This window comes from Streptomyces racemochromogenes (assembly GCF_044129415.1).
GTDB lineage: Bacteria > Actinomycetota > Actinomycetes > Streptomycetales > Streptomycetaceae > Streptomyces > Streptomyces racemochromogenes_A.
The window spans coordinates 74,260-95,178 of sequence record NZ_JBBDHD010000016.1 but is presented as its reverse complement, the minus strand read 5'-3'; the positions used below and the strand labels follow the sequence as shown (position 1 = coordinate 95,178).

10 protein-coding genes and 4 pseudogenes are annotated in these 20,919 nt (G+C 68.3%); 7 read left to right on the top strand and 7 right to left on the bottom strand.

What is annotated here, in order from left to right:
• The first annotated feature begins 164 nt into the window (after positions 1–164).
• A complete protein-coding gene (locus WDV06_RS09280) occupies positions 165–392 on the top strand; it encodes a hypothetical protein (RefSeq protein WP_395509162.1) in 228 nt (75 codons plus the stop codon).
• A 113-nt stretch (positions 393–505) separates the two neighbouring features.
• Here WDV06_RS09280 and WDV06_RS09275 read toward each other — a convergent pair whose 3' ends face one another.
• The 3 genes and pseudogenes from WDV06_RS09275 to WDV06_RS09265 all read right to left on the bottom strand — a co-directional run.
• Positions 506–751, bottom strand: coding sequence for a hypothetical protein (locus WDV06_RS09275; RefSeq protein WP_395509163.1), 246 nt, complete (start codon positions 749–751; stop codon positions 506–508).
• A gap of 3 nt (positions 752–754) precedes the next feature.
• Positions 755–1,060: pseudogene (locus tag WDV06_RS09270) on the bottom strand (helix-turn-helix domain-containing protein); the annotation flags it as partial.
• Between the two features lie 74 nt (positions 1,061–1,134).
• A pseudogene (locus WDV06_RS09265) lies at positions 1,135–1,689 on the bottom strand (transposase); the annotation flags it as partial.
• Positions 1,690–1,902: 213 nt separating this feature from the next.
• Between WDV06_RS09265 and WDV06_RS09260 the strand changes: the two are divergent.
• Positions 1,903–2,640: a transposase family protein gene (locus tag WDV06_RS09260; protein WP_395509161.1), complete on the top strand. Its 738-nt coding sequence runs from the start codon at positions 1,903–1,905 to the stop codon at positions 2,638–2,640.
• 166 nt (positions 2,641–2,806) lie between these two features.
• On the opposite strand, the gene WDV06_RS09255 is transcribed toward WDV06_RS09260, so the two are convergent.
• Together WDV06_RS09255 and WDV06_RS09250 are read right to left on the bottom strand one after the other, a co-directional pair.
• Positions 2,807–3,475 carry a hypothetical protein gene (locus WDV06_RS09255; RefSeq protein WP_395509160.1) on the bottom strand — a complete coding sequence of 223 codons (669 nt, stop codon included), beginning with the start codon at positions 3,473–3,475 and terminating at the stop codon, positions 2,807–2,809.
• Positions 3,476–3,506: 31 nt separating this feature from the next.
• Positions 3,507–11,141 carry a ricin-type beta-trefoil lectin domain protein gene (locus WDV06_RS09250; protein ID WP_395509159.1) on the bottom strand — a complete coding sequence of 2,545 codons (7,635 nt, stop codon included), beginning with the start codon at positions 11,139–11,141 and terminating at the stop codon, positions 3,507–3,509.
• 484 nt (positions 11,142–11,625) lie between these two features.
• Here WDV06_RS09250 and WDV06_RS09245 point away from each other — a divergent pair, with 484 nt between their 5' ends.
• The 5 genes from WDV06_RS09245 (at position 11,626) to WDV06_RS09225 (ending at position 19,170) form a co-directional block, all read left to right on the top strand.
• Positions 11,626–14,712, top strand: coding sequence for a DNRLRE domain-containing protein (locus tag WDV06_RS09245; protein ID WP_395509158.1), 3,087 nt, complete (start codon positions 11,626–11,628; stop codon positions 14,710–14,712).
• Positions 14,713–14,835: 123 nt separating this feature from the next.
• The gene (locus tag WDV06_RS09240) at positions 14,836–15,132 is read left to right on the top strand and encodes a hypothetical protein (RefSeq protein ID WP_395509157.1); all 297 of its coding nucleotides are present in this window, start codon (positions 14,836–14,838) and stop codon (positions 15,130–15,132) included.
• Positions 15,133–15,577: 445 nt separating this feature from the next.
• Complete coding sequence (locus WDV06_RS09235) at positions 15,578–16,180, top strand: HD domain-containing protein (protein WP_395509156.1); 603 nt, start codon at positions 15,578–15,580, stop codon at positions 16,178–16,180.
• A gap of 1,457 nt (positions 16,181–17,637) precedes the next feature.
• Positions 17,638–18,294: a YncE family protein gene (locus tag WDV06_RS09230; protein ID WP_395509155.1), complete on the top strand. Its 657-nt coding sequence runs from the start codon at positions 17,638–17,640 to the stop codon at positions 18,292–18,294.
• A 3-nt stretch (positions 18,295–18,297) separates the two neighbouring features.
• Positions 18,298–19,170 (top strand): potassium channel family protein, encoded by an 873-nt coding sequence (locus WDV06_RS09225; RefSeq protein ID WP_395509154.1) that lies wholly within the window; start codon positions 18,298–18,300, stop codon positions 19,168–19,170.
• A gap of 119 nt (positions 19,171–19,289) precedes the next feature.
• On the opposite strand, the pseudogene WDV06_RS09220 reads toward WDV06_RS09225, so the two are convergent.
• A pseudogene (locus WDV06_RS09220) lies at positions 19,290–19,904 on the bottom strand (helix-turn-helix domain-containing protein); the annotation flags it as partial.
• A gap of 97 nt (positions 19,905–20,001) precedes the next feature.
• A pseudogene (locus WDV06_RS09215) lies at positions 20,002–20,798 on the bottom strand (IS982 family transposase).
• Between the last annotated feature and the right edge of the window lie 121 nt (positions 20,799–20,919).

Genomic DNA, 20,919 nt, shown 5'->3' with positions numbered 1-20,919 from the left:
CCCGCCATGTCCGTTCTCCCAGTTGACCGTTGCGGAAAGAAGATCGTTTCCCATGGCGCACCCGCCGACCACGACGGGACGCTCGAACCGCACCCCGCCGCACACCCCACCAGCGGCACACCCGGCGGGCGTGCCCGACCTTCCACGTCCTGAGGAGAACCATCGTGCCGACCCGTCGTGGCCCGCGTGGCAGCTTTCCCGTAGAACTGTTGGTGTTCCTGGCGATCCTGACCACCGGCATCATCCTGATCCTCGTCGGCCACATCTCCCCCGAGGCCCTCGCCGGCTACGCCTCCGCCCTGACCGGCCTCTACACCGCCTGGCGCCACTACCCCCGCAGCGAAGAACCCCAGCGGACTCCGCCCCAGGCCCCTCCCGCACCCGAGCCGTAACCACCACCCCCAGCACCCGGCGGTCTGTCGTGCTCGCGGCGGTATCGGAGCCGCCTGCCGACAAGGCAGGTGGCTCCGGTGCCCTCAGGGGCGCGCCCCATCGCCACGATCTTTCAGCGCAACGAGCCCAGCCAGGGTCTCCCGCAGGTAGTGGTCTCGTGGCACAGGTGCCGCTCGGGCCGGTCGGACCACAGAGCGCGCAGGTGGGCGGCGATCTGCTCGGGGCTCCACTCCAGGTCGAACCTGGCTTGGACCTCGGCGTCGAGGCGCAGCTTCGGTCTGCGTGGCCGCTCGGCCCGCTGTCTGGAGCGGTAGTGGACGAGGTCGGCGTCGTAGATGTCTTTGTCATGTTCGAGCATGTTGCGGCGTATCTCGCGGCTGACGGTCGAGGGTGAGCGGTCGAGCCGTTCGGCGATCTCGCATGCCCAGGCCGTGTTCGCGCAGGGTGGCGATGCGCGTGCGCTCCAGCAGCGACAGGTAGCGGCCAAGTGCACGGCCTCGGACACCCGCTCCGGCGGCAGGCCGCCGTTCTCCGACCGCCACTGATAGCCGGTCTTCCGCCCGATCCCAAGCTGCCTGCACGCCTCGACCGTGCCCACTCCTGCCTGCAGAAGGCGCCAGTACTCCGCCTCAACTTCGAGCCTACGCTTACGTCCCACCCGCGCCATCAACACACCCATCGTGATCAAGGAGTGTTGCGACAAGCGTTAGAACCCAGGAACTTGCTGAGGGTCACTTTTCAGAGACTGGCGACAACCCAGGGCCCAGCCCCGATGTAGGCACGGTCGGCGAGGACGGGGACGCCCTGGCGTTCGCATATCCGGATGATGCGGTGGGTGCGGACGGTCACGTCGTGCGTGCGGCCGGGCAGGGCGGGTGAGGTCCACAGCAGGTGGCCCGCGGGATCGGCCATGACCTGCACGTTCACACCGTCACGGCGGTGCTTTTGGGAGAAGTCCGCCCAGGTGTCGCCGACACGGTCGCACTCGGCGAGCGTCCTGTCGAGCAGGACGTAGTCCGGATCGGCTTCGCGTAGGACCCGCAGGAGGCCGGGCGCCCGGCCGGACATGTGCTGGACGACGGCCTTGACGTAGGCGTGGGCGGTGCCGACGGATATTCCGAAGCCGGCGGCGATCTGCATGAGCGTGTCGTGCCGGCGGAGGTAGACCAGGCCGACGAGGGCGCGCTGGTGGGGCGGCAGCTTGCAGCGGCGGTCACCCTCACGGGTGACGATGAGCATGGATACCCACTCGACCAGAGCATGAGGCAGGTCGAGTGCAGCAGGATGGGGAACCAACAGGGCTCCTGTGCCGATGGGTCGAGAATTCGAACACCTCCCTCAACGGCGCGGGAGCCCTGTGCGTTGCGGTCTCGGACTGGGTCACTCGATCAGTGAGCTCTTTCAGAGTGGCCACTGATCGGGTGACGAGCTGACGTCCCACAACACACAAGGCTCCTGTGCCGTTGAGAGAGGTGTTCGACGTCTCAACTCATCAGCTCAGGAGCCTCGTTGGTTCCCTATCCTGCCGCACTCGACCTGCCGCACGCCCTGGTCGAGCGGGTATCCATGCTCATCGTCACCCGTGAGGGTGACCGCCGCTGCAAGCTGCCGCCCCACCAGCGCGCCCTCGTCGGCCTGGTCTACCTCCGCCGGCACGACACGCTCATGCAGATCGCCGCCGGCTTCGGAATATCCGTCGGCACCGCCCACGCCTACGTCAAGGCCGTCGTCCAGCACCTGTCCCGCAGGGCGCCCGGCCTCCTGCGGGTCCTACGCGAGACCGATCCCGACCACGTCCTGCTCGACAGGACCCTCGCCGAGTGTGACCGCGTCGGTGACAGCCGGGCCGATTTCTCGCAGAAGCACCGCCGTCACGGCGTGAACGTGCAGGTCGTCGCCCATCCAGCGGGGAATCTGCTGTGGATCTCGCCCGCGCTTCCCGGCCGCACGCATGACCTGACCGCGGCCCGCACCCACCGCATCATCCGGATCTGCGAGCGCCAGGGCATTCCCGTTCTTGCCGACCGCACCTACATCGGCGCCGGCCCCTGGGAGACCACACCCATCAGACGGCTTCCCGGCCGAGACCTCACCACGACCCAGCAAACGATCAACCGGGCCCTGTCAGCGGCGCGGGCGCCGGTCGAACGAAGCATCGCGAGACTGAAGTCCTGGCGCATCTTCCGCAGAGCCCGCTGCAGCCCCAACCGCATGACCGTCATCCTCACCCTGGAGCGTCAACGCTGAAAAGGCTCAGTGGCCACTCTCAAAGAGATCAGTGAGAGGCAGCCTTAGGGTTACGGCTCCAAGAGATCTTGGAGCCGTAACCCTAAATCTTTTCCACTGCACCTTATCGCTGAAGGTTCAGACTTTCAACCTTCGAAAAGATGGCGTCAGATGAGGCACCCTATACCTATTCTGCCAAATCATTTTCCCGCATCCACACAAGATCACGCATGTAATCCGCAAATTTTCGGGAAGCCTTCGGCGCGACAGCCACCAGGGAGTCAAATGGACTCACCTCGAACCTACTCACCCAGATTCTTGCATAGGGGGGAAAATCACTCGCCGGAATGTCGACAAATTTTTCGCGATGCAAAAGAATCTGAGTTTCGGGGTCTCGGCGAATCAGATGCCCTGGCACGTAATGGAAGTCCGCATCAGAGAAGATGGCTTCCGAGATGTCCACAGCCCAGTCGATTTCACGGTATTTCCTAATGATGCCATCTGCCATCTTTTCGCGCCGGGCAAGACTAGCGTGAGGACCCATAACAATCACAGGGCCAACCTTGCCAAGAAATCTAACATTCCGAAAAACGCATCCGTAGACCCGATGAAGCTGCTTAAATCGCATCCCTTCAATGACCACGTTATCGAACATGACACCCTGGATCGAGCAGCGGTCGAATCCGCAATTTTCGATCGCGGCGTCCTTGATTACGAGGTTAAACTCTGGGTCGTCAAACTGAGCTAGGTGACAGGCAGAGAATTTACATCCGGCAATTCTGGTCGACTGGTACGTTCTATTTGAACCGAGAATCCTAATGTCCCTAAATTCTTCATTCTCGAAGCTGACCGTCACGCTGGCTCACTCATCCCTTCATCACTTGATATTACCTGAATACTTCAGCCAGGAACTCCGCTGAGGGGCTCCCATACGTCATGATCTGATGGCGGCTACTTATGTACGCACGCCGCATGTGTTCCGATATCGATGAGGTGCTAGGTCCCGTCAAGTCAACGCCGAAGGTATTCCCTCCTACTGTGATATGGAAATCAGGGACGGCCTGCCCGGGCATCGAATTTCCAAGATGGGAGATATTTCCGTCCGCGAGTATTGCCGGATCCGAGGCGACCGCACTTTCCACCGAGCTACCGAAGAACATGCGCTGCAGGAATGGCTTCTCTTGCCCTGCCGCTATTTGTTCCGGGCTGAGAGACGCCCGCACCTCGGAAGCACTGCGACTTGCGGCGCGATCGACGGCGGCTTGCATCCGTGCGAAGCTGGCGCGAGCCGGGACACCAAGGGCTGAGATCGGGTTTCGGCCGCAGTTGTGGACCAGGAGCGGTGTGGCCCCCGCCAGCACATAGTACGTGTGAAGGTCAGCGACAGTGAGGTTATGGACTGTGGTGTCAAGGGCAGTCCAGCGCTTGATCGCTGTGACCTGCACGTGTGTACCGCTGCTGGTGCGGAGCCACTGGCCAACCTTGAGGTCGGTTGCGTCGACCCATTGTGCAAGGTCGGCTACCCAGAATGGGTGCTTGTCGGTGGCAGTGATCACTTCGGTGGCAGATCCGACTGCACCATCGGCGTCGACCGTGACGTCGACGAGGTTCTTGGTGCCCTCGCCGTGGATCGCTGCGGTGACGTCCTTTGCGTTGGTTTCGCCAGTCTCAGGATCCGTGGCAAGGACCTTGTCACCCGGTTGGAGTTCATTGATCGGCTTTGTGGTTCCGTCCGCCATAAGGACGAGGGTTCCGGCCGCGAAGCTGTTGGGGATCGGGCAGGCCCCGCCTCCCCCAGATGCAAGCTTCGCTTCAACCCTGGCCGCGATCTTGGCTGCGGCCTTTCCGGCGCCCTTCGCGATGACCTTCGCCACTGCTGCAAGGTACGGGGACGCCGCTGCGGTGGCGGCGCTGCTGGCTGCTCCCCAGAGGGCGCCTTGAGCCATGTCCTTGAGCTGGCCCATGACGCTGTGGTCGGCGTTGGGGTCCATGTAGTTGGCGACCGCGGCGCCGGCAGCGCCGGCGATGGCGCCGCAGCCCGTGACGAGGGCGAAGCCGGCACCTCCTGATGCGGCGCCCGCCGCGCCCGCGGCGGCCACGCATGCCGCGCCGACGACGATTTCGGTGGTCATCGAAACGATGAAGACCTTGTTTTCCTGCCAGACCTTGTTGACCTTGGCGGCCGCCTTCTTGACGCCGCACATGGAGATCCAGCTGCAGCTCGAGGACTTCTTGCTCGCTCCGCCGGTGCCTGCGCTCTTTCCGCCGCCGCTTCCGCTTCCGCTTCCGCTGCTGTTGAAGCACCAGGAGCAGTAGTTGCCGGTGTTGGCGTTGTAGCTGCCGCTGTGCGTGCTGTAGTACTCGGCGCGTTCCTCCACGCGGTCGGGGGCTGCTTGGAAGCCTCCGTCGTTCATCCCTTCGAAGTACTTCAGGCCGCTCGGGTCCGAATTGCCGACGGGGTTGCCGTTGGCGTAGGTGTACCCGTTCATCTGGAGCGGGTCGGTGATGTCGATGACGGGGTCGACAGAGATGAAGCGGCCCGTGGTGGCTTCGTATTCGCGGGCGCCCAAGTGGGTCAGGCTGGTGTTGGTGTCGTCGATGCCCGCGCCGAGGAAGCCACGGCTTCCGGGCCAGTTACCGGGCTGAGCGCCGCGGGGGTTGCCGTACGGGTCGGCCTTGCGGCGGGTGATCGTCTGGCCGGTGCTCTGGTCGACGGTGGTCGTGGCGGTGCCGTGGTGGTCCGCCAGTTGGACGCTGAGCTTGTGGTTGTCGGGCTTGCCGCCGGTCTGGCGGACCGTGGTGGCGCCCGGGCCGGCGTAGTAGCGGACGGCGTCCAGGGGCTGGCCGGCCTTGTTGACGGTGACCTCGGTGTCGCCGAGGTAGAGGGTGCGGCTGCTGCCGGTCTCCTCGATGAGGCGGTTGCCCGAGGCGTCGTAGATGTAGATGGTCGTGGTGTCGAAGGTGAACTGCTGTGGGCCGGTGGTGTTGCAGGACCACAGCTGGAGGTCACTGCCGTCCGCGGCGTTGTTGGGGACGTCGACGCACTGGTTGGTGGCCGGGTTGTTCAGGGACTTGTCACCGGCGCGGTAGACGAACTTCTGCTTGTCGCTGCCGTCACAGGTGGCGAGGACCAGCTTGGTGCCGCTGGTGGTCAGGCATTTGTCCAGGGCGCGGACCGTGTTGCCGGTGATACGCCACTGCTGGGCCTTGGTCTCGTTGCACGGGTAGATCTGGACCGGGGTGCCGTCGGCGGTGCCGCCGCTTTCGACGTCGATGCACTTGCCGGAGGCTCCGATGACAGAGGCTGCTCCGATGCCCGGGCTGCTGGCGGAGGTGATCTTGCCTCGGCGGTCCCAGTTCAGGGTCTGGGTGTCGCCGTCGATGCGCCGGGTCTTGGTGTTGCCGGACGCGTCGTAGGTGTAGTCGGTGAGCGAGGTGACCGTGCGGCCCGGGGTGCGGGTGGTCTTCTCGGCCTTGGCCAGCGCGTGGGGCTGGGTCTTGACGGGCGCCTGGGTGCCGTTGCCGGTGACGGTGACGCCGTAGGTGTACGTCGTCTCGTCGTCCAGCGCCGGGTCGGTCAGGTCGCGGTTGATCAGCTTGGTGCGGTTGCCGATCGCGTCGAACTGGTACTCCTGCCAGAAGCCGTCACCGTCCGGACCGGGGGTGACGTCGGACAGGGAGGGGCCGGTGCATGACGCGGTCTTGCCGGTCCATGCCTTGGTGAGCTGGCCCATCGGGTCGTAGGAGAAGCACTGGCGGTCCTCCCGGCCGCCGGGCTGGGAGTCGGTGATGGAGGTGATGTTGCCGGCCGGGTCGTAGTCGTAGGAGACGTCGCTGATCCGGTTCGGCCCGGTCTCCCGGTCGGTGATCTGGTGGGTGACCTGACCGTTGTTCGGGTTGTACTGCGTCGTGGTCCACACCCGGTTCGGGGCGTTGCCGGACGCGGTGCGCAGGACCTCGCCGAACGGGCTGTACTTGACGTCGGCGGTGTACCAGGCGAGGCCGGACATGCTCTGCGGCAGGCCGTCGGCGTTGTACCGGGTGACGAGTTTCTCGGCGGCCAGGCCGCCGGGGGTGGCCGGGCTGGTGGTCGACTGGACCTTGCCGGTGGGGGTGTAGGTGACGTTGGAGGCGTAGGTGCCGGCGAGGCCCTTCGTGCCGGGCACGTCCGGGATGGTGATCTTGGATCCGGTCGGCCGGTACTCGGCGTCGTAGCTCGTGACCTCGCTCTTGTACGCGGTCGTGCCGTCGTAGCGGGTCGAGGAGACGGGCAGGCCCTTCGCACCGGGCAGGGTGTCGAACGCCCACGAGGCGACGAGCGGCCCGTTCACCGCGTCGTCATGCAGTTCGGTCGCACGGCCGAGGGCGTCGTAGACGGTGTACTGGGTGCGGCCGCTGGAGTCCTTGGTCCAGGTCTGGCGGTCGAGGTTGTCGAAGCCGAACTCGGAGCGGCCCGTGTCGGGGTCCTCGGAGGCGGTCTGGCGGCCGCGGACGTCGTACTCGTACGCCCACTTGTTGCCCGCCGCGTCCGTGACCGACGTCAGCTTGTTGCGGACGTCGTAGGAGTAGGTGGTCCTGTTCCAGGTGGTCAGATCGGTCGACGTGGCACGCTCGACGGCGGTGGTCCGGCCTGCGGGGTCGGTCCAGGTCTTCGACGCGGTGCTCCCCTTGAGCGGGGTCGTGCCGTCGACGGACATGGCCGAGCGCGTGAGGGTGTAGTCACCGCTGTACTGGACGGTGGTGGAGAACTGCGGGACGTCCGCGTACAGCGTGGTGGTGCGTACGGCACGGCCCAGACCGTCGTAGGCCGCCTCGGTCGAGTTCGGGACCTGGAAGTCGCTCTGCGGGACGAAGATCTTCTTCTCGGGTGCGCCCTCGGCGTAGTAGGCGCCGTTGGTGTGCCGGACGGTGCCGTTGGCCCCGTACAGGGTGTCGGTGATGATCCGGCCGCCGCCCGCGGCTTCGCCCTGGCTCTGGCGGGGGCGCAGCAGGCCGTCGTAGATGGTGACGGCCTGGGTGTAGGTGCCGTCGTCCTGGAGGATGCCGGTGGTGACGACGGGCGGCTCGTGCTCGGCGATCTGGTAGGCGAACGTCGAGGCCGGCTTGTCGGTTCCCGGCTTCTGCGACGGGGTCCAGACGGCGGTGGCACGGCCGAGGTCGTCGTAGGTGGTGGTGGTCTTGCGGGCGTTGGCGTCGGTGGTCTCGAGCGTGGCGCCGCGACCGGGGTCGCTCTTGGTGGTGACGGTCTGGCCGAGCGGGTTGGTGGTCGACACGGCGAACGGGGTGCCGCTGGAAGGGCTGTAGGCGGTGGTGGTGGCGTTGCCGGCGGCATCGTAGACCTTGGTGGCGCGGCCGAGCGCGTCGTACTCGGTACGGGCGCTGGTGATCCAGCCGGTGCCGCCTGCGTCGTTGGTGTCGACCTGGTAGATCAGGCCCTTGGTCGGTGCGGTGCCGAAGGCGCCGGGCGCGTCGTAGGAGGTGCGGGAGTCGGCCAGCAGGGCCCCGGTGGCGGTCTGCGTGCAGTCGCCTGCGGTGGTGCGGACGCGCTGGGGGAAGCCGATCAGGTTCTTGTCGGTGTTGTGGACGTACGTCGTCGTGGCGCACGTCTGGTTGGTGGTCTGCCAGCCGCCGGTGCCGTTGGGGCTGATGGCCTCGTTCTGGACGGTCTGGGTGAGTCCGTAGGTGGGCTCGAAGGTGGTGCGGGTGCGCAGGGTACGGGTGGCGCCGCCGCTGATCGTCTGGATCGCCTCGCTGCGCGAGGTGCCCGACCGGAACGCGTTCAGGGGTGTGGTGCCGTCGCGTGGCCGGGTGGCGGTCTGCTGGCTCCACGGCCAGGTCAGGCTCCGGGACTCCACGGTTCCGCCGGCCTTGGTGTAGGCGATGCTCTCCGCTACCTGGCCCTGGTACTGGGGCAGGTCCTCACCGAGGTCCTCGGTGTTGGTGGAGTCCTTGACGGTGATCTTCGGGCGGCCGGCGTCGCCGGACATGCCGCGGAAGAAGCGGGTACGGGTCTGGGACTGCTCAGTCGCGTCAGGCTTGCCCGCGTTGGCGGTGACACCCTTGTTCGTCACCACGCCGGCGTAGCCGCGCCACTGGCTGTAGGTGCGCAGCTCGGGCTTGGAGAACTCGTCGCTGTCCTTCGCCCAGGCGGCGTCGCCCTCATAGGCGTAGGAGGTGGTGACGTCGGGCTGGCGCGCTACGCGGTCCTTCTCGGTGACCTTGTCGACGACGTACTTGTTGAACCACTCCAGCGGCGGCTTCTGCAAATCACCGTCCGGGGACCAGTAGACCGGGAAGCAGCGGGTGGTGTTCTCCTCCGGCTTGGGGTGCGTGCCGCCGACCGGGCAGGGCGCCGAGTAGCCGACGACGATCTCGCCACCGGTCTCCGTGCGGATGGTCTCCACGCGCAGGCGGTCGAAGTCCGGCGTCGCGTCCGTCGCGCCGGTCGCGACGCGGTTGGGCATGTCCTTGACGTTCGCGACGAAGGAGATCGGCGGGAGCGTGGTGGACTGCTGGTTTCCGGCGCTGTCCTTGGTGGTGCCGTAGCCGGTGCGGGTGATGGATTCCAGCCAGAGCGGCGGGTGGGTGTCGGTGCGCTGGCGGGGGAAGGACTGGGTCAGGTTCCAGCGGTCCACCAGGGACAGCGCGGTGGAGCCTTCGGTGCGCTGGGCGTAGGTGGTGACGGCGGTCAGGCGCTTGCGGGTCCAGAACGTCGGGGAGCCGACGTAGCAGTCCTTGGCGGTGGGCTTGCAGTACAGCGTGGAGGGGGTGTCCCACCAGGGCTGCTTGTCACCGTAGTTGTTGCCCTCGAACTCGGCGTCCGAGCACTGGGTCGTGCCTTCTTTGATGCAGCGTTCGGCGACGGTGAACTCGACCTTGCCGGCCGGGGGGCCGGAGAGGTTGTCGTTGCGCAGGCCGTAGGTGATCTGCGTGGGGTAGCCGGCCCGGGCGTAGGTGACCGCTTCCTTGAACTTGGAGTTCTTGGCGTAGCGGTTGGTCTCCTTGGCCCAGTCGATGATCATGGCGTTGCCGTGGACGTCCTCGACGTAGTCGAGGTTCCAGCGCCAGCCCTGGTCGCAGGAGGAGGCGGCGAAGGTGCTCTGGTAGCAGGGCTCGCCGGGGTGGTTGCCGAAGACCGGGACGGTCAGGACCGAGTTGGTGACCGGGCGGCTGCCGGCGCCGTCGACGTCGTGGCGGCCGAAGAAGTAGCGGGTGCCGTCACGGGTGGTGACGATCCAGTACTCGCCGTCTTTGGCACCGTTGGGGACGGTGGTGTCGGTCTTGTGCTCGACGCGGGAGCCGTCGTCGGAGGCGGGGATCCAGTTGCCGGTGGCGGCGTCGTGGACGAGCTCGGTGGTGCTGCCGCCCAGGGACATGACGACGTTGTCGCCCGCCCAGCACAGGTCGCCCTTCTTCTTGTCGGTGGCGTTGTCGTTGTTCGGTGTGGACGGGTTCGCCTTCAGGTCGTCCGCGCAGGAGCGGTAGCGGCGCTCGATGTAGCCGGGCTCGTAGTCCCAGCCGTCACCGACCCACGACGCCTGGCTGTTGGCCACGGACGTCTTGCCGTCCACCGCCTGGGAGGAGTATGCGAAGCCGATCTTGGGCGTGGGTCCGGCCGGAGCCGCCGGGACCGTCAGCGGGTAGGACCAGGAGAATCCGCCGCCGCTGCCGCCCGCGGTCCAGGAACCGGACGGGGAGAGGGACGTGGCCTTGTACGTGCCGCCGGCGCCGGAGGCGCCGTCGGAGGCGGCGAGCACGGTGGGGCCGCCGCTGCCGCCGGCCATCGTGCGCAGGCCCTGGCTCGGCGCGGTGGCCGGGTCGATGGTCGCCCGGACGGTGCCGGTGGCGGGGTCGTTGGTGCTCGGGACGTCCTTGGCGACGGTGCACTCGGGGAGGTCCGGGGTGGTCAGGAAGCACGCGGGGAGCTGCTTGAGCTCCAGGCGGGTGGCCCACTCGGTGCCGTAGAGGTCCTTGAACTTCTTGTAGTCCAGCTGGACGTCGACCGGGGTGGAGCCCTCGGCGGGCGGGGTCACCTTGATGAGCGCGCCGTCGACGTTCGCGGCCTCGGTCGCGGTGCGCGTCTCGACCGCGACCGACCAGGTGCCCGACGGCGCGGGCGGAGTCGGGTTCTCTGCGGTCGGGGATGCCTTGCCGATGCTGACCGGCAGGGTGCCCGCCTGGACCAGCTGGTCACCGGTCAGGGCGACGCTGGCCGTACCGCCGGCCGGCGGTGTCACCTTGGACGGTTCGTACCCGGGCGGGGACTGGACGGGCGCGCCGGCCCAGCCTTCGAGTTTGGCGGCTTCGACCTTGTCGAGCTTGGCCTTCATGTCCTGCTGCAGGCCGGGCAGCTGGACGCCGCTGCGGTCGCCCGGTGGCGCCGCCCAGGCCTGGATCGGCAGGAGTGATACGACCAGCGCCACCGAGACGGTGAGGCCGGTACGCCCGGCGAGGCGCGCGCGTTTCGCGCGTGCTCTTCTGTTTCCGGGCAGGCGGAAATTATGCGCCGAGAACGGCGACATGTGGACCCCCCACGCTCTGCCCACGGGTGACGACACACGTGTGGCAGGAAACTGACAAATAGTCCGCTGATTCTGTGGCGTGACGCACAGGAAATCCATAGGAAGCGGTGCTGTGTGGCCTTTGTCACTTACTGCCCGCATACGACACCGCAAAAGTAATATTTCGGGCTCAGACCCGACATTCCTGCAGGTGACGATGTCGGTGCGATACGTCATGCTCTGCTCGCACATTCATGCGCGGACGGCCGGGTGGGGAGCCGGTATTCGCGCCGCCCGGTCGCCGGGCCCCATTTCGTTTGCGAGTACCCAGGGGTGGCTGAAAACGCGCGCCCGAGGGGGGAGAAGAACCAGCGTGTCCACAATCGAACCAGAGCCCGAGAATGGGCCAGATGGAGCCGCAGGAAAGCCAGTTGGGCGGCAGTCCTGGTATCGCCGGCGCAGAGCGTGGGGCGGGCTCGCCGCACTGCTGGCCGTAGTCGTAGCTGTGCCGGTCGTCCTGAACCACGACGGCGCCCGCAAGCCGGCGGCCAAGCCCTCGCCGAAGGGTGCTGCCACCGCTACGGAGGCGCGTCGGCTGGCGCGGGAGACGGGCAAGGAGGTCGAGGTCACGGGCGAGGCATCGGCGTACACCAGTACCTGGGCGCAGCCCGGCGGAACGTTCAAGTTGCGGGTGTCGAGCCTGGCGAACCGGGCGAAGGTCGGCAGCGAATGGAAGCCGATCGATACCACCCTCCAGCGGGTCGACGGCGGCTTTGCGCCGAAGGCCGTCAACGGGAAGGTCGTCTTCAGCGCGGGGACCAAGTCCCCGAACGCCGGTACCGGCAGCCGGGCCTCGCGTGGTGCCTCGCGGGTGGCGCTCGTCCAGCCCGCGGTCGCGAAGGCCGACACCCCCCAGCCGGCGTGGACCGATCTCGTACGCCTGAACCTCGACGGTCATGATCTGGCCGTCGCCTGGCCGGGTCCGCTGCCCGAGCCGGTGATCTCCGGCTCCCGGGCCCTGTACGAGAACGTCCGCCCCGGGATCGACCTGGTGCTGACCGCCCAGGACAGCGGATACACCCACGTCCTGGTGGTGAAGGACAAGCACGCCGCGGCCGACCCCCTGCTCGGCCAGCTGAACTACCGCCTGTCCTCCCCGGACCTGTCCTTCCACCTCGACGAGGCCTCGCGCTCGGTCAGCGCCCAGGACGCCAAGGGCGAGGAGGTCGCCGGCTCGCCCACCCCCTTCATGTGGGACTCCGCCGGAAAGGTGGCCGTCACCGAGGGCGAGCCCGTCCCGGCGCCGGCGCCCGAAGCCAAGGACCACCCGACCCTCGGCCTGTCCGGCCTCAATGGTGCCGAAGGCAACCACGCGAAGGCCGCCACTGCAGCCCTCAGCGCCGAGAACGTCCTGACGGTGACCCCGAACAGCAAGCTGCTGGAGGACGCCGACACCGTCTACCCCGTCTTCATCGACCCCTCCTTCAAGGGTCACAAGCAGAACTGGACGACCTTCTACAAGACCGAGGGCAACTCCAGTTTCTGGAACGGGCAGAACTACAACAGCGGCAGCGGCACCCCCGAGGCCCGTGTCGGCTACGAGTCCACTTCGGGCGGCACCTCCCGTGCCGCGTTCATCTTCGACTTCGGCAGCCAGCTCTACGGCTCCCAGATCCGCTCCGCGAACCTGCGGATGCTGCAGACCTACTCCTGGGGCTGCACCGCGAGAGCCTTCGACGTCTACCACGTCCCGCTGATCACCAGCGCCAGCACCTGGAACAACACCGACAACGCCGGCTTCTGGAGCAACCGCATCGCCGGCGCGTCCACCGGATACGGCTACAACAGCTCCTGCCCCGACGCGTGGGTCGGCATCGACATCAAGGCGAAGGTCGAGGAGGGCGCCCGCGGCGCCTGGCAGAACCTCACCCTGGGCCTGCGCTCCCCCAACGAGAGCGACGCGAACTACTGGAAGAAGTTCCAGGCCAACGGCGAGAGCGCCCCCTACATCGAGGTCGAGTACAACAAGGCACCCGACACCCCGGTCCTCGCGAACATGAGCACCTCCCCCGGCGGTGCGTGCGTCACCGGGCAGCCGTTCACCAAGATCGGCAAGACGGACGTGGACTTCCGTGCCAAGGCAACCGACGGCGACGGCAATCTGCGCCAGCTGAACTTCCGTATCTGGGCCGCCGACGGCTCCCAGTCCGTGGCCAATGAGTTCCGCGACACCAACAGTGACGGCGCCGCGAACGTGACGATCGGCTGGGAGAAGTTCACCCCCGGCAAGACGTACTACTGGCTCGCCCAGGCCATCGACTGGGACGGACAGTGGTCCGGCAGCGGCCCGCTGGACTCCGGCGGTGGCGGCTGGTGCACCTTCACCGTCGACCACACCCAGCCCACACCTCCCACGATCCGCTCCGACGACTTCCCCGCCCCCGGCCCCGACGGCGCCGAGTGGAGCAAGAACACCCTGGGACCCGGCAAGATCACCGTCATCGCGGGCGGCACCAACCCCGCGGACATCACCGAGTTCCAGTGGTCGCTGAACCACCCGATCTACGACAAAAAGGCGGTTCCCGCCGCCGGGTCGGACACCGTCACCGTCGACGTCAACCCCGACAACGCCGGACCCAACCTCTTCTACGTCCGCGTCGTCAACAAAGCCGGCAACCCCTCCAACCCCGTCACCTACACCTTCTACGTCCGCCCCCGCCCCGGCCTCGACGGTCCGGGCGACGTCACCGGCGACGGCAAAGCGGACATCCTCGCCGTCGACGGCAACGGCGACCTGCGCGTCTACCCCGCCGACGCCTCCGGCGACGTCGACGCCTGGATGCCCGCCGCCACCGACAACGGCAAACCCGCACCCGCCGGCTACTTCAAGAACGCGCTGATCGCACACTCCGGCGACTGGTACCCCGGCGACGGCATCACCGACCTCATCGCCCGCATGCCCGACGGCAAGCTCTACGTCTACCAGGGCGACGGCAACGGCCGCTTCGACATCAGCCGCCGCACCGAAATCCTCCTCCCCGCCGGCGCACCCGACCCGGCCACGCTCTCCCAGATCGTGGTCGTGCAGGACGTCGACGGCGACAAGTCCGAGGACATCTTCGCCACCGCCGGGGACACCTTCTGGGTCCTGACCGGCTACAGCGGCGCCTCCATCACCGAAGCCCGCCAGCTGTCGGCCACCAGCTGGACCAAGCGCGACATCATCAACATTCGCGACGTCACCGGGGACGGCGTTCCCGACCTCGTCTACCGCGACGACTCCACCCCCGACCGCGGCCTGGCCCTACGCCGCGGCAAGCCCGGAACCAACGGCGGCGCCGACATCAACTCCCTCGCCCTCGCCGTCAACTCCGCCGACGGCAAGGACCTCACCTACGGCACCACCGGATGGGACAGCACCACCTGGCCCCTCCTCCGAGGCACCCCCGACGTCAACGCAGACGGCATCCCCGACCTCTACCTCACCCGCAACGACGGCACCCTCCACCTCTACTACGGAGGCCGCACCGCCATCGGAAACGGCTGGCGCGTCGAGGAAGACGACTGGGCCAGCGCCCGCACCCTCGGCTAACCGCCGTACACGCAGGGGCCCGGCCGGGAGTTCCGGCCGGGCCCCTGCCGCAGGCCCGACTGTCTCGAAGCCGAGACCGACCCCACCCACGCTGACACCGACCGGAAAGAGTATCCCCCGCACATGCAGCAGCTCCCTGACCTCGAAAAGAACACACTCGACAAACCGGACCGATGGGCCAAGTTCCGAGGACTCACCTGGTGGCAACTGGTGCTCTCCCTCGCACCGATCCTCCTGCTGCCGATCGGCGGAGCCATAGGCGGCGCCTTCGGCGGAGCCGGCCTCTTCACGAACCTCTCCTTGGCCCGCAAGCCACTTGGCACACCGCTCAAGGCCCTGGCGATGCTGGGCGTGGCTCTCGCCTCCTACCTCGGCTACATCTTGGTGGCGGGTCTCCTCTACAACCTCATCAAGGGCTGACCTCCCGGCGGATGGCAGCGCCCTCACCGGCGAGGAGACCGCCGGCAGCGTCCTCGGCCCGCTCCCCGACAGCCACAGGGGGGCGGGCCTTCGTCGTGCGGCTCACCAGGAGCCCCAGGGCCCGGGATACCGGGTGCGGTACGGCTCGATGACGAGCTCGGATCCCGCAGCACCGGCCGGAGCTGCGCCCGGAGCCTCATTCGAGCAGTGGGTTCCCGGAGGTTCGTATCGCGTGTGAGGGAGGAGTCGCGCCGGGCGCAGCAGTACGCATAGACCTCGAACGTACGGCGGACGGGCTGGGGGCGGACACGCCGCCCTCCTTGCTCGCGCGGGCGACCTCGGCGCCGGAGTAGAACTTCCCCATGCGCCAGTCAAGCGACCGCGCCCGGGGTCCGTCTCCGAAGCTTGCCTGACGTGCACACCAAGGACCGGTACTGTCCCCCGGATGACTTCGATACGTTCCGACGTCCTGTCCCGCGCCCTTGACGCCCCGACGGAGCCGCCCTTGAAGCCGCTGCCACCCGAAGTGGCGGAACTGCTGCGCTCCCTTCAGGCCCCGCCCCGTCTGGCGGCCCACCTGCGCGCGGTCCACGACGTCGCGGTCGAACTGGTCGACTGGGTGGAAGACCGCTACCCGGATGTGGCGGTGGACCGCGCCGCCGTTCTCTTCGGAGCGGCAACCCACGACGTGGGCAAGACCGTGCACCCCGAGGAGCTCTCCGGGCCGGGGTCGGTTCACGAGGCGGCCGGGAGGGACCTGCTGCTGGAGCACGGATTCACGACCGACCTAGCCAGGTTCGCCGCCACCCACGCGAGCTGGGACGGCCCCGACGTGACGATCGAGGAGCTCCTCGTCAGCACGGCCGACAAGGTCTGGAAGGACAAACGCGTCCCCGACCTGGAGAACCGGCTCGTACAGGCGCTGGCCGCCGCCACGGGGCGCGAGCCCTGGGAGGAGTACCTCGCCCTCGACGACCTCCTCACCCGCCTCGGCACGGACGCCGCCCACCGGCTGGCCTTCCAGGCGGCCTTCCCCATCAACCAGTGACCCGCCCCGTACGCGCAGCGGCCACCCGTCCGACATCAGCAGGGCGCCGTCGGCGAGTTCCAGCAGACTCCGGGCGGTCACGTCGAGCAGCCCGGCTATCCAGCGGGCCGCCCACCAGCTCCACCTAGACGCGGCCCGGCACCGGACCCGGGTCAGGGTCGTCCAGGTCCGACCCGTACGCCCCTCGGCTCACCCACACGCGGCTACGCTCCCGCAGCCTTCCGCTCGTGGGCACTGCGCAGCGCTGTGACCAGGTTCCCGGCGAGGCCGTCGGCGTCCACGTCGTCGCCCTGCATGTCGCCAGGTAGGCGTCGATCGTCTGGCTCCCGATGTCGGTGCTCTCGTCCTCGGTCATGGCTCGGAGTCTGCCCCACGCGGGCGGGCCGCAAGGGCCGGATCAGGGGCGTTCGGCTGCTGGGGTGCGCTGCGTGGCCAGGGCTGTGCAGCGCGGGCGCCGGGATGCCACTCCTCACCGGAGCGGCCGCGTTGCCGTGTTCGGGGGACCAGGCCGTCGGGACCAGGCCGCCGCAGTCGTGCCGGGCGCAGGCGCAGCCCGCGGCCGGGCCGGCGTACGGCACACCGTGACGGACCACCCCGCCCGCCGCCCCCTCCGCGGCCGCGCCTCGCAGGCGGGCAGGCCACGCCAGCGTCACCTGCAGACCGCCCGACGCCGACCGAACCGGTCGATCACCCGCACCTCCGCCAACGCCGTCGTACCGGGCGCGGTAAGCCGGCGCACCGACGCCCGCGCCTCCCCCGCCGTCAGTGCCGCGAGGGTGTCGGCTCCTCGTCGGTGGACCAGCCGGACAACACGTCCTCGCCGGCCGGATCGTCGGCCAAGACCAGGTACGGCTCATCGAGACGGAACCGACGCGCAACTGCCCCCGTCCCGGCGCCGGGGTGGGCCGGTCGGCGGTGGTGTCCTGGCGCCGCCGACACGACGACTTCCCGACCCCGGTGGCGGGCACGGAAGTGCACCCGCAGTTCGACAGCGGCGCGGTGGTGGCCTGGCTCCTGGCCCACGGCAAGATCGAAGTACCCACGGGCGGCGCGCGGGGGTCGGGCCCCCGGCCGGGCCGTACGCACGGCCCGCCAGTCCACCGACGGGTGGACCACCTCCAGCAGCGCCACCTCCTAACGGCTGGCCTGGGAGGAATGGGCGGCGCCGAAGTTGGCCGCTCCACCAGCCGGCTCTCCGCGGCCGAGGAGCACACCCGCGCCGGCTACCGGTGCAGTGGGAACGACGGTGACGGTGGCGGCAGCCGTGCGAGGACGCACCCGGCCTTCGCGGCCAGGTTCGAAGAACTGGGGCGTCTGGGGCCGGCCCTCCGGGAGCGGTGACCTGCACGGCAGCCCGGTCGGGCAGAAGTGGGCGGCCCGGTGGACGGTGTGCCGTTCGGGTCGCCCAGAGCGTGAGCCTCACGCGGGATTCCGTTCCGGCGCCCTAGCGTGGCCCCATGACGAGGAGACAGCACATGGGGCGGCGAGCCGCCGTGGTGCTCTGTGTGGCAGCGGCGCTGGTGGGGCCGGGAAGCACGGCCGGTGCATCCGCCGAAGCGCCGGTGGCGGCCGGACTGTCCCCGCGGGCCGATGCCCTCGTCTACGTCGCCGACCTCCACTCCGACACGCTGTCGGTCGTCGGCACCCGCACCGGTGCGGTGGTGGACAGCATCCCCATCGGGAAGGGGCCGGACAGCGTGGCCGTCACCCCGGACGGCGCCCGTCTCCATGTCACCAATTCCGCGGCGGACACCGTATCGGTGATTGACGCCCGTGCCAGGACGGTCACCGGCAGCATCACCATCGGCAGCGGACCGACCGCTCTGGTGTCCAGTTCCGACGGCCGCCAGGTGCACGTCGCCGACATCGGGTCCGACGACACGTCCGTGATCGGTACCCGCCGCCGTGCCGTCACGGCGACCGTGGCGGTGGGACACGGCCCCAACGGCCTCGCCGTCGCCCCGGACTGCTCCCGGGTCCACCTCGGCAACTTCGACTCGGACACCCTGTCGGTCGTCGACACCTCGACGGCCCGCACGACGGACACGGTGCCCGTGGGCGACGGCCCAACGGGCATGGCGGCACCAGGTACGGCACGGGGGCCCAGGACCTGACGCATGGGCATCGCTCCTGAGGGACGGAACGAGTTCGGCGGGTCGGTGGCAGAGGGTGACAGCGACCGGCTCAAGCGGTTCGATGCGCGGATGCGGCTGCCGATGGTCGCGTCGGCGATCCTGCCGCTCGTCGTCGTCCCCGAGCCAGGCGAGTGGCTCAGCGCCACCGTCAACGTCGCGGCCTGGCTGGTTTTCCTGGCGGACTACGTGGTGCGCGTACGCCACCTGGAGAGGTACGCGAGCTCGGCACTCGGCCGCTTCGACCTGTTCGTCGTGATCGCCACGGCCCCATGGTTCCTGCTGCCCGCCGCCGAGGCGGGACGGTTCGTCATCGTCCTGCGCCTGGCGAGGCTGGCACGCCTGCTGCTGGCGGCCAGAGGAGCGCGACGGCTTCTGGCGCGCCTGGAACGGCTGGCCGTGGTCGCCGGCTGCGTGGCGCTCGTCGCGGTCATGGTCGCCTACCGCGCTGAGCGGCCCGTCAACCCGGAGTTCGCCACGTTCGGTGACGCTCTGTGGTGGGGCGTGGTAACGCTCACCACAGTCGGCTACGGCGACATCACCCCACAGACGCCTGCCGGACGCTGGGCGGGTTTCACCATCATGATCACCGGGCTCGCCGTGCTGGGCCTCCTGGCCGGTTCCCTGGCCAGCTTCTTCGGGGGTGAGGACGGTGAGAAACCGCTCACGGATCCCGGCGGACCGGCGCAGGAGACCGGCGCGCAGCCCGCCCCGGCAGCCCTGGAGCCGCTGGAGGCCCTGCGCGCCGAGATCGCCACCCTGCGCGGGCAGGTGGAGATCCTCACGCGGGCGGTCGCCCGGGCCGGTACGCATCTGCCGCGCCCCGGGGATGGCGGCGGCATCGACCCACCGCACTGACAAAAGGCACCCCAGGGCCATCGTCAGCCGGTCCGCCGCCACCCCCGCACCGATCGGCACCCGCAAACGCCGCGCGGACCACCTCCGGGTCGGCGGCCTCCACCACCGCCCGCGACCAGGCGGCTCTGTTCGGCCCAGCAGGAGCCGGCGGTGGGGCGGATGCCCAGTGGCCCGAACTCGTCGAAGGCGAACGTGCGGTCAGGACGCTCGTTGACCGCGTACTCGATCCGTTCCAGCTTGGCGTCGACGGCCGGCTCTGGGGATTCCTTCCAGGTCTTCGTCCTCTGGAAGGTGATCCCCCGGCGTGCCAGTAGGCACCGCAGGGCTTGGCGGCCGATCCGGACAGGCCGGGCCATGTTCCTGCACAGGTGATCGACCAGTTTGCGGACTGACCAGCGAGTGAAGGGCTTGCCCAGCACGGTGGGCCGGGTGGTGGCCGCCTGGATGACGAAGTCCTCGTCGTCACTGCTCACCAGGCGGGGACGGCCTCCCGCCCACTGAGGGTTGAGGCATGCGAGCCCAATCTCGTTGAAGCGGTGGATCACGTCCCGGACGGTGTCCTCGTCCGCCTGGACCAGCCGTGCGATCAGCGGGACCGTGCTGCCGCCAGCCGAGGCCAGCAGCATCATCGCCCGCCGAAACCGCGCCGAGCTCGTACTGCCTCGCCGAACAACCTGCTAAAGCTTCTGCCCCTCCTGCTCCGCCAGCCTCCGGACCCTGACCGGTCGCGCCATCCCGCCTCCCCTGCTGGTTGGACTCCCAACCAACACAACGAGCAAGCCGGTGAACCTATGCGGTCACAGCGCTAGACGAGTAAGTCCGAAGTGCTGATCAGTGGTCGTAGGCGACGAGTGACCTGGTCAGTGGTGTTCCGTAGGCTCGGTTGTGCCAGATGGCTGCGGTCAGAGCCAGGATGCGTTGTCCGACGCGGGCCAGGACCCCGCAGGGGTCCTGGCCCCGTGCCGTTCGAGGTCGAGCTGGCCCTTGAGGGTGTCGTTCACCGACTCGATGAGCTGCCGGATCGGTTTGAGCAGGTGCTCGCCGGGCCTGGGCGTCAGGTTGCGGTAGCTGGGCCGCAGCAGCGTCAGTCCGTGGCCGGCCATGAAGGCGTCGAGGTGCTTGGAGACGTAACCCTTGTCACCGATGACCGTCTGCCCGGGGTGGGTGAGCAGCAGGTCGGCGTCGTGGGTGAGCATGTCGGCAAGGACCTCACGCTCGTCGGTCTTCGGGTTGGCCAGAGCCCAGGCGACCGGCAGCCCGCCGGGTGTGCAGAGCAGGTGCAGCCGCAGACCCCAGAAGAAGCGGGAGTGGGAGGGGCAATAGCCGTATCCGGCCCAGCCGGCCAGCTCCGAGCGCTTGACCGTGGGCCGTGAGCGGGCGCACTCGACGGGGGTGGAGTCCACCACCCACACATCGTCGTGCCACAGGTCGGTGTCCCTGGCCAGGTTCCGGATGAACCGGATGATCTGCGTGCTGGCGGCTCGCAGGCGTTTGTTGTAGCCGGATTGTTGGGGCAGGTAGGGGAACTCGGCGGCGAGGTGGCGGCGGGCGAACCGCAGCCAGCGGGCCTCGGAGACGAACCCGAGGACGTACACTGCTGTCGCGAGGGTTTCGAGGTTTGTCGTCACAAACGAACCAACGAGACCCTCGCTTCATGCACCCGGCTACTTCGGACTTACTCGTCTAGGCCGTCTCGTTTGGATCTGGACCTTGCAGCTCGCTGCCGTCACTGGCTTTGACGGTGGTGGA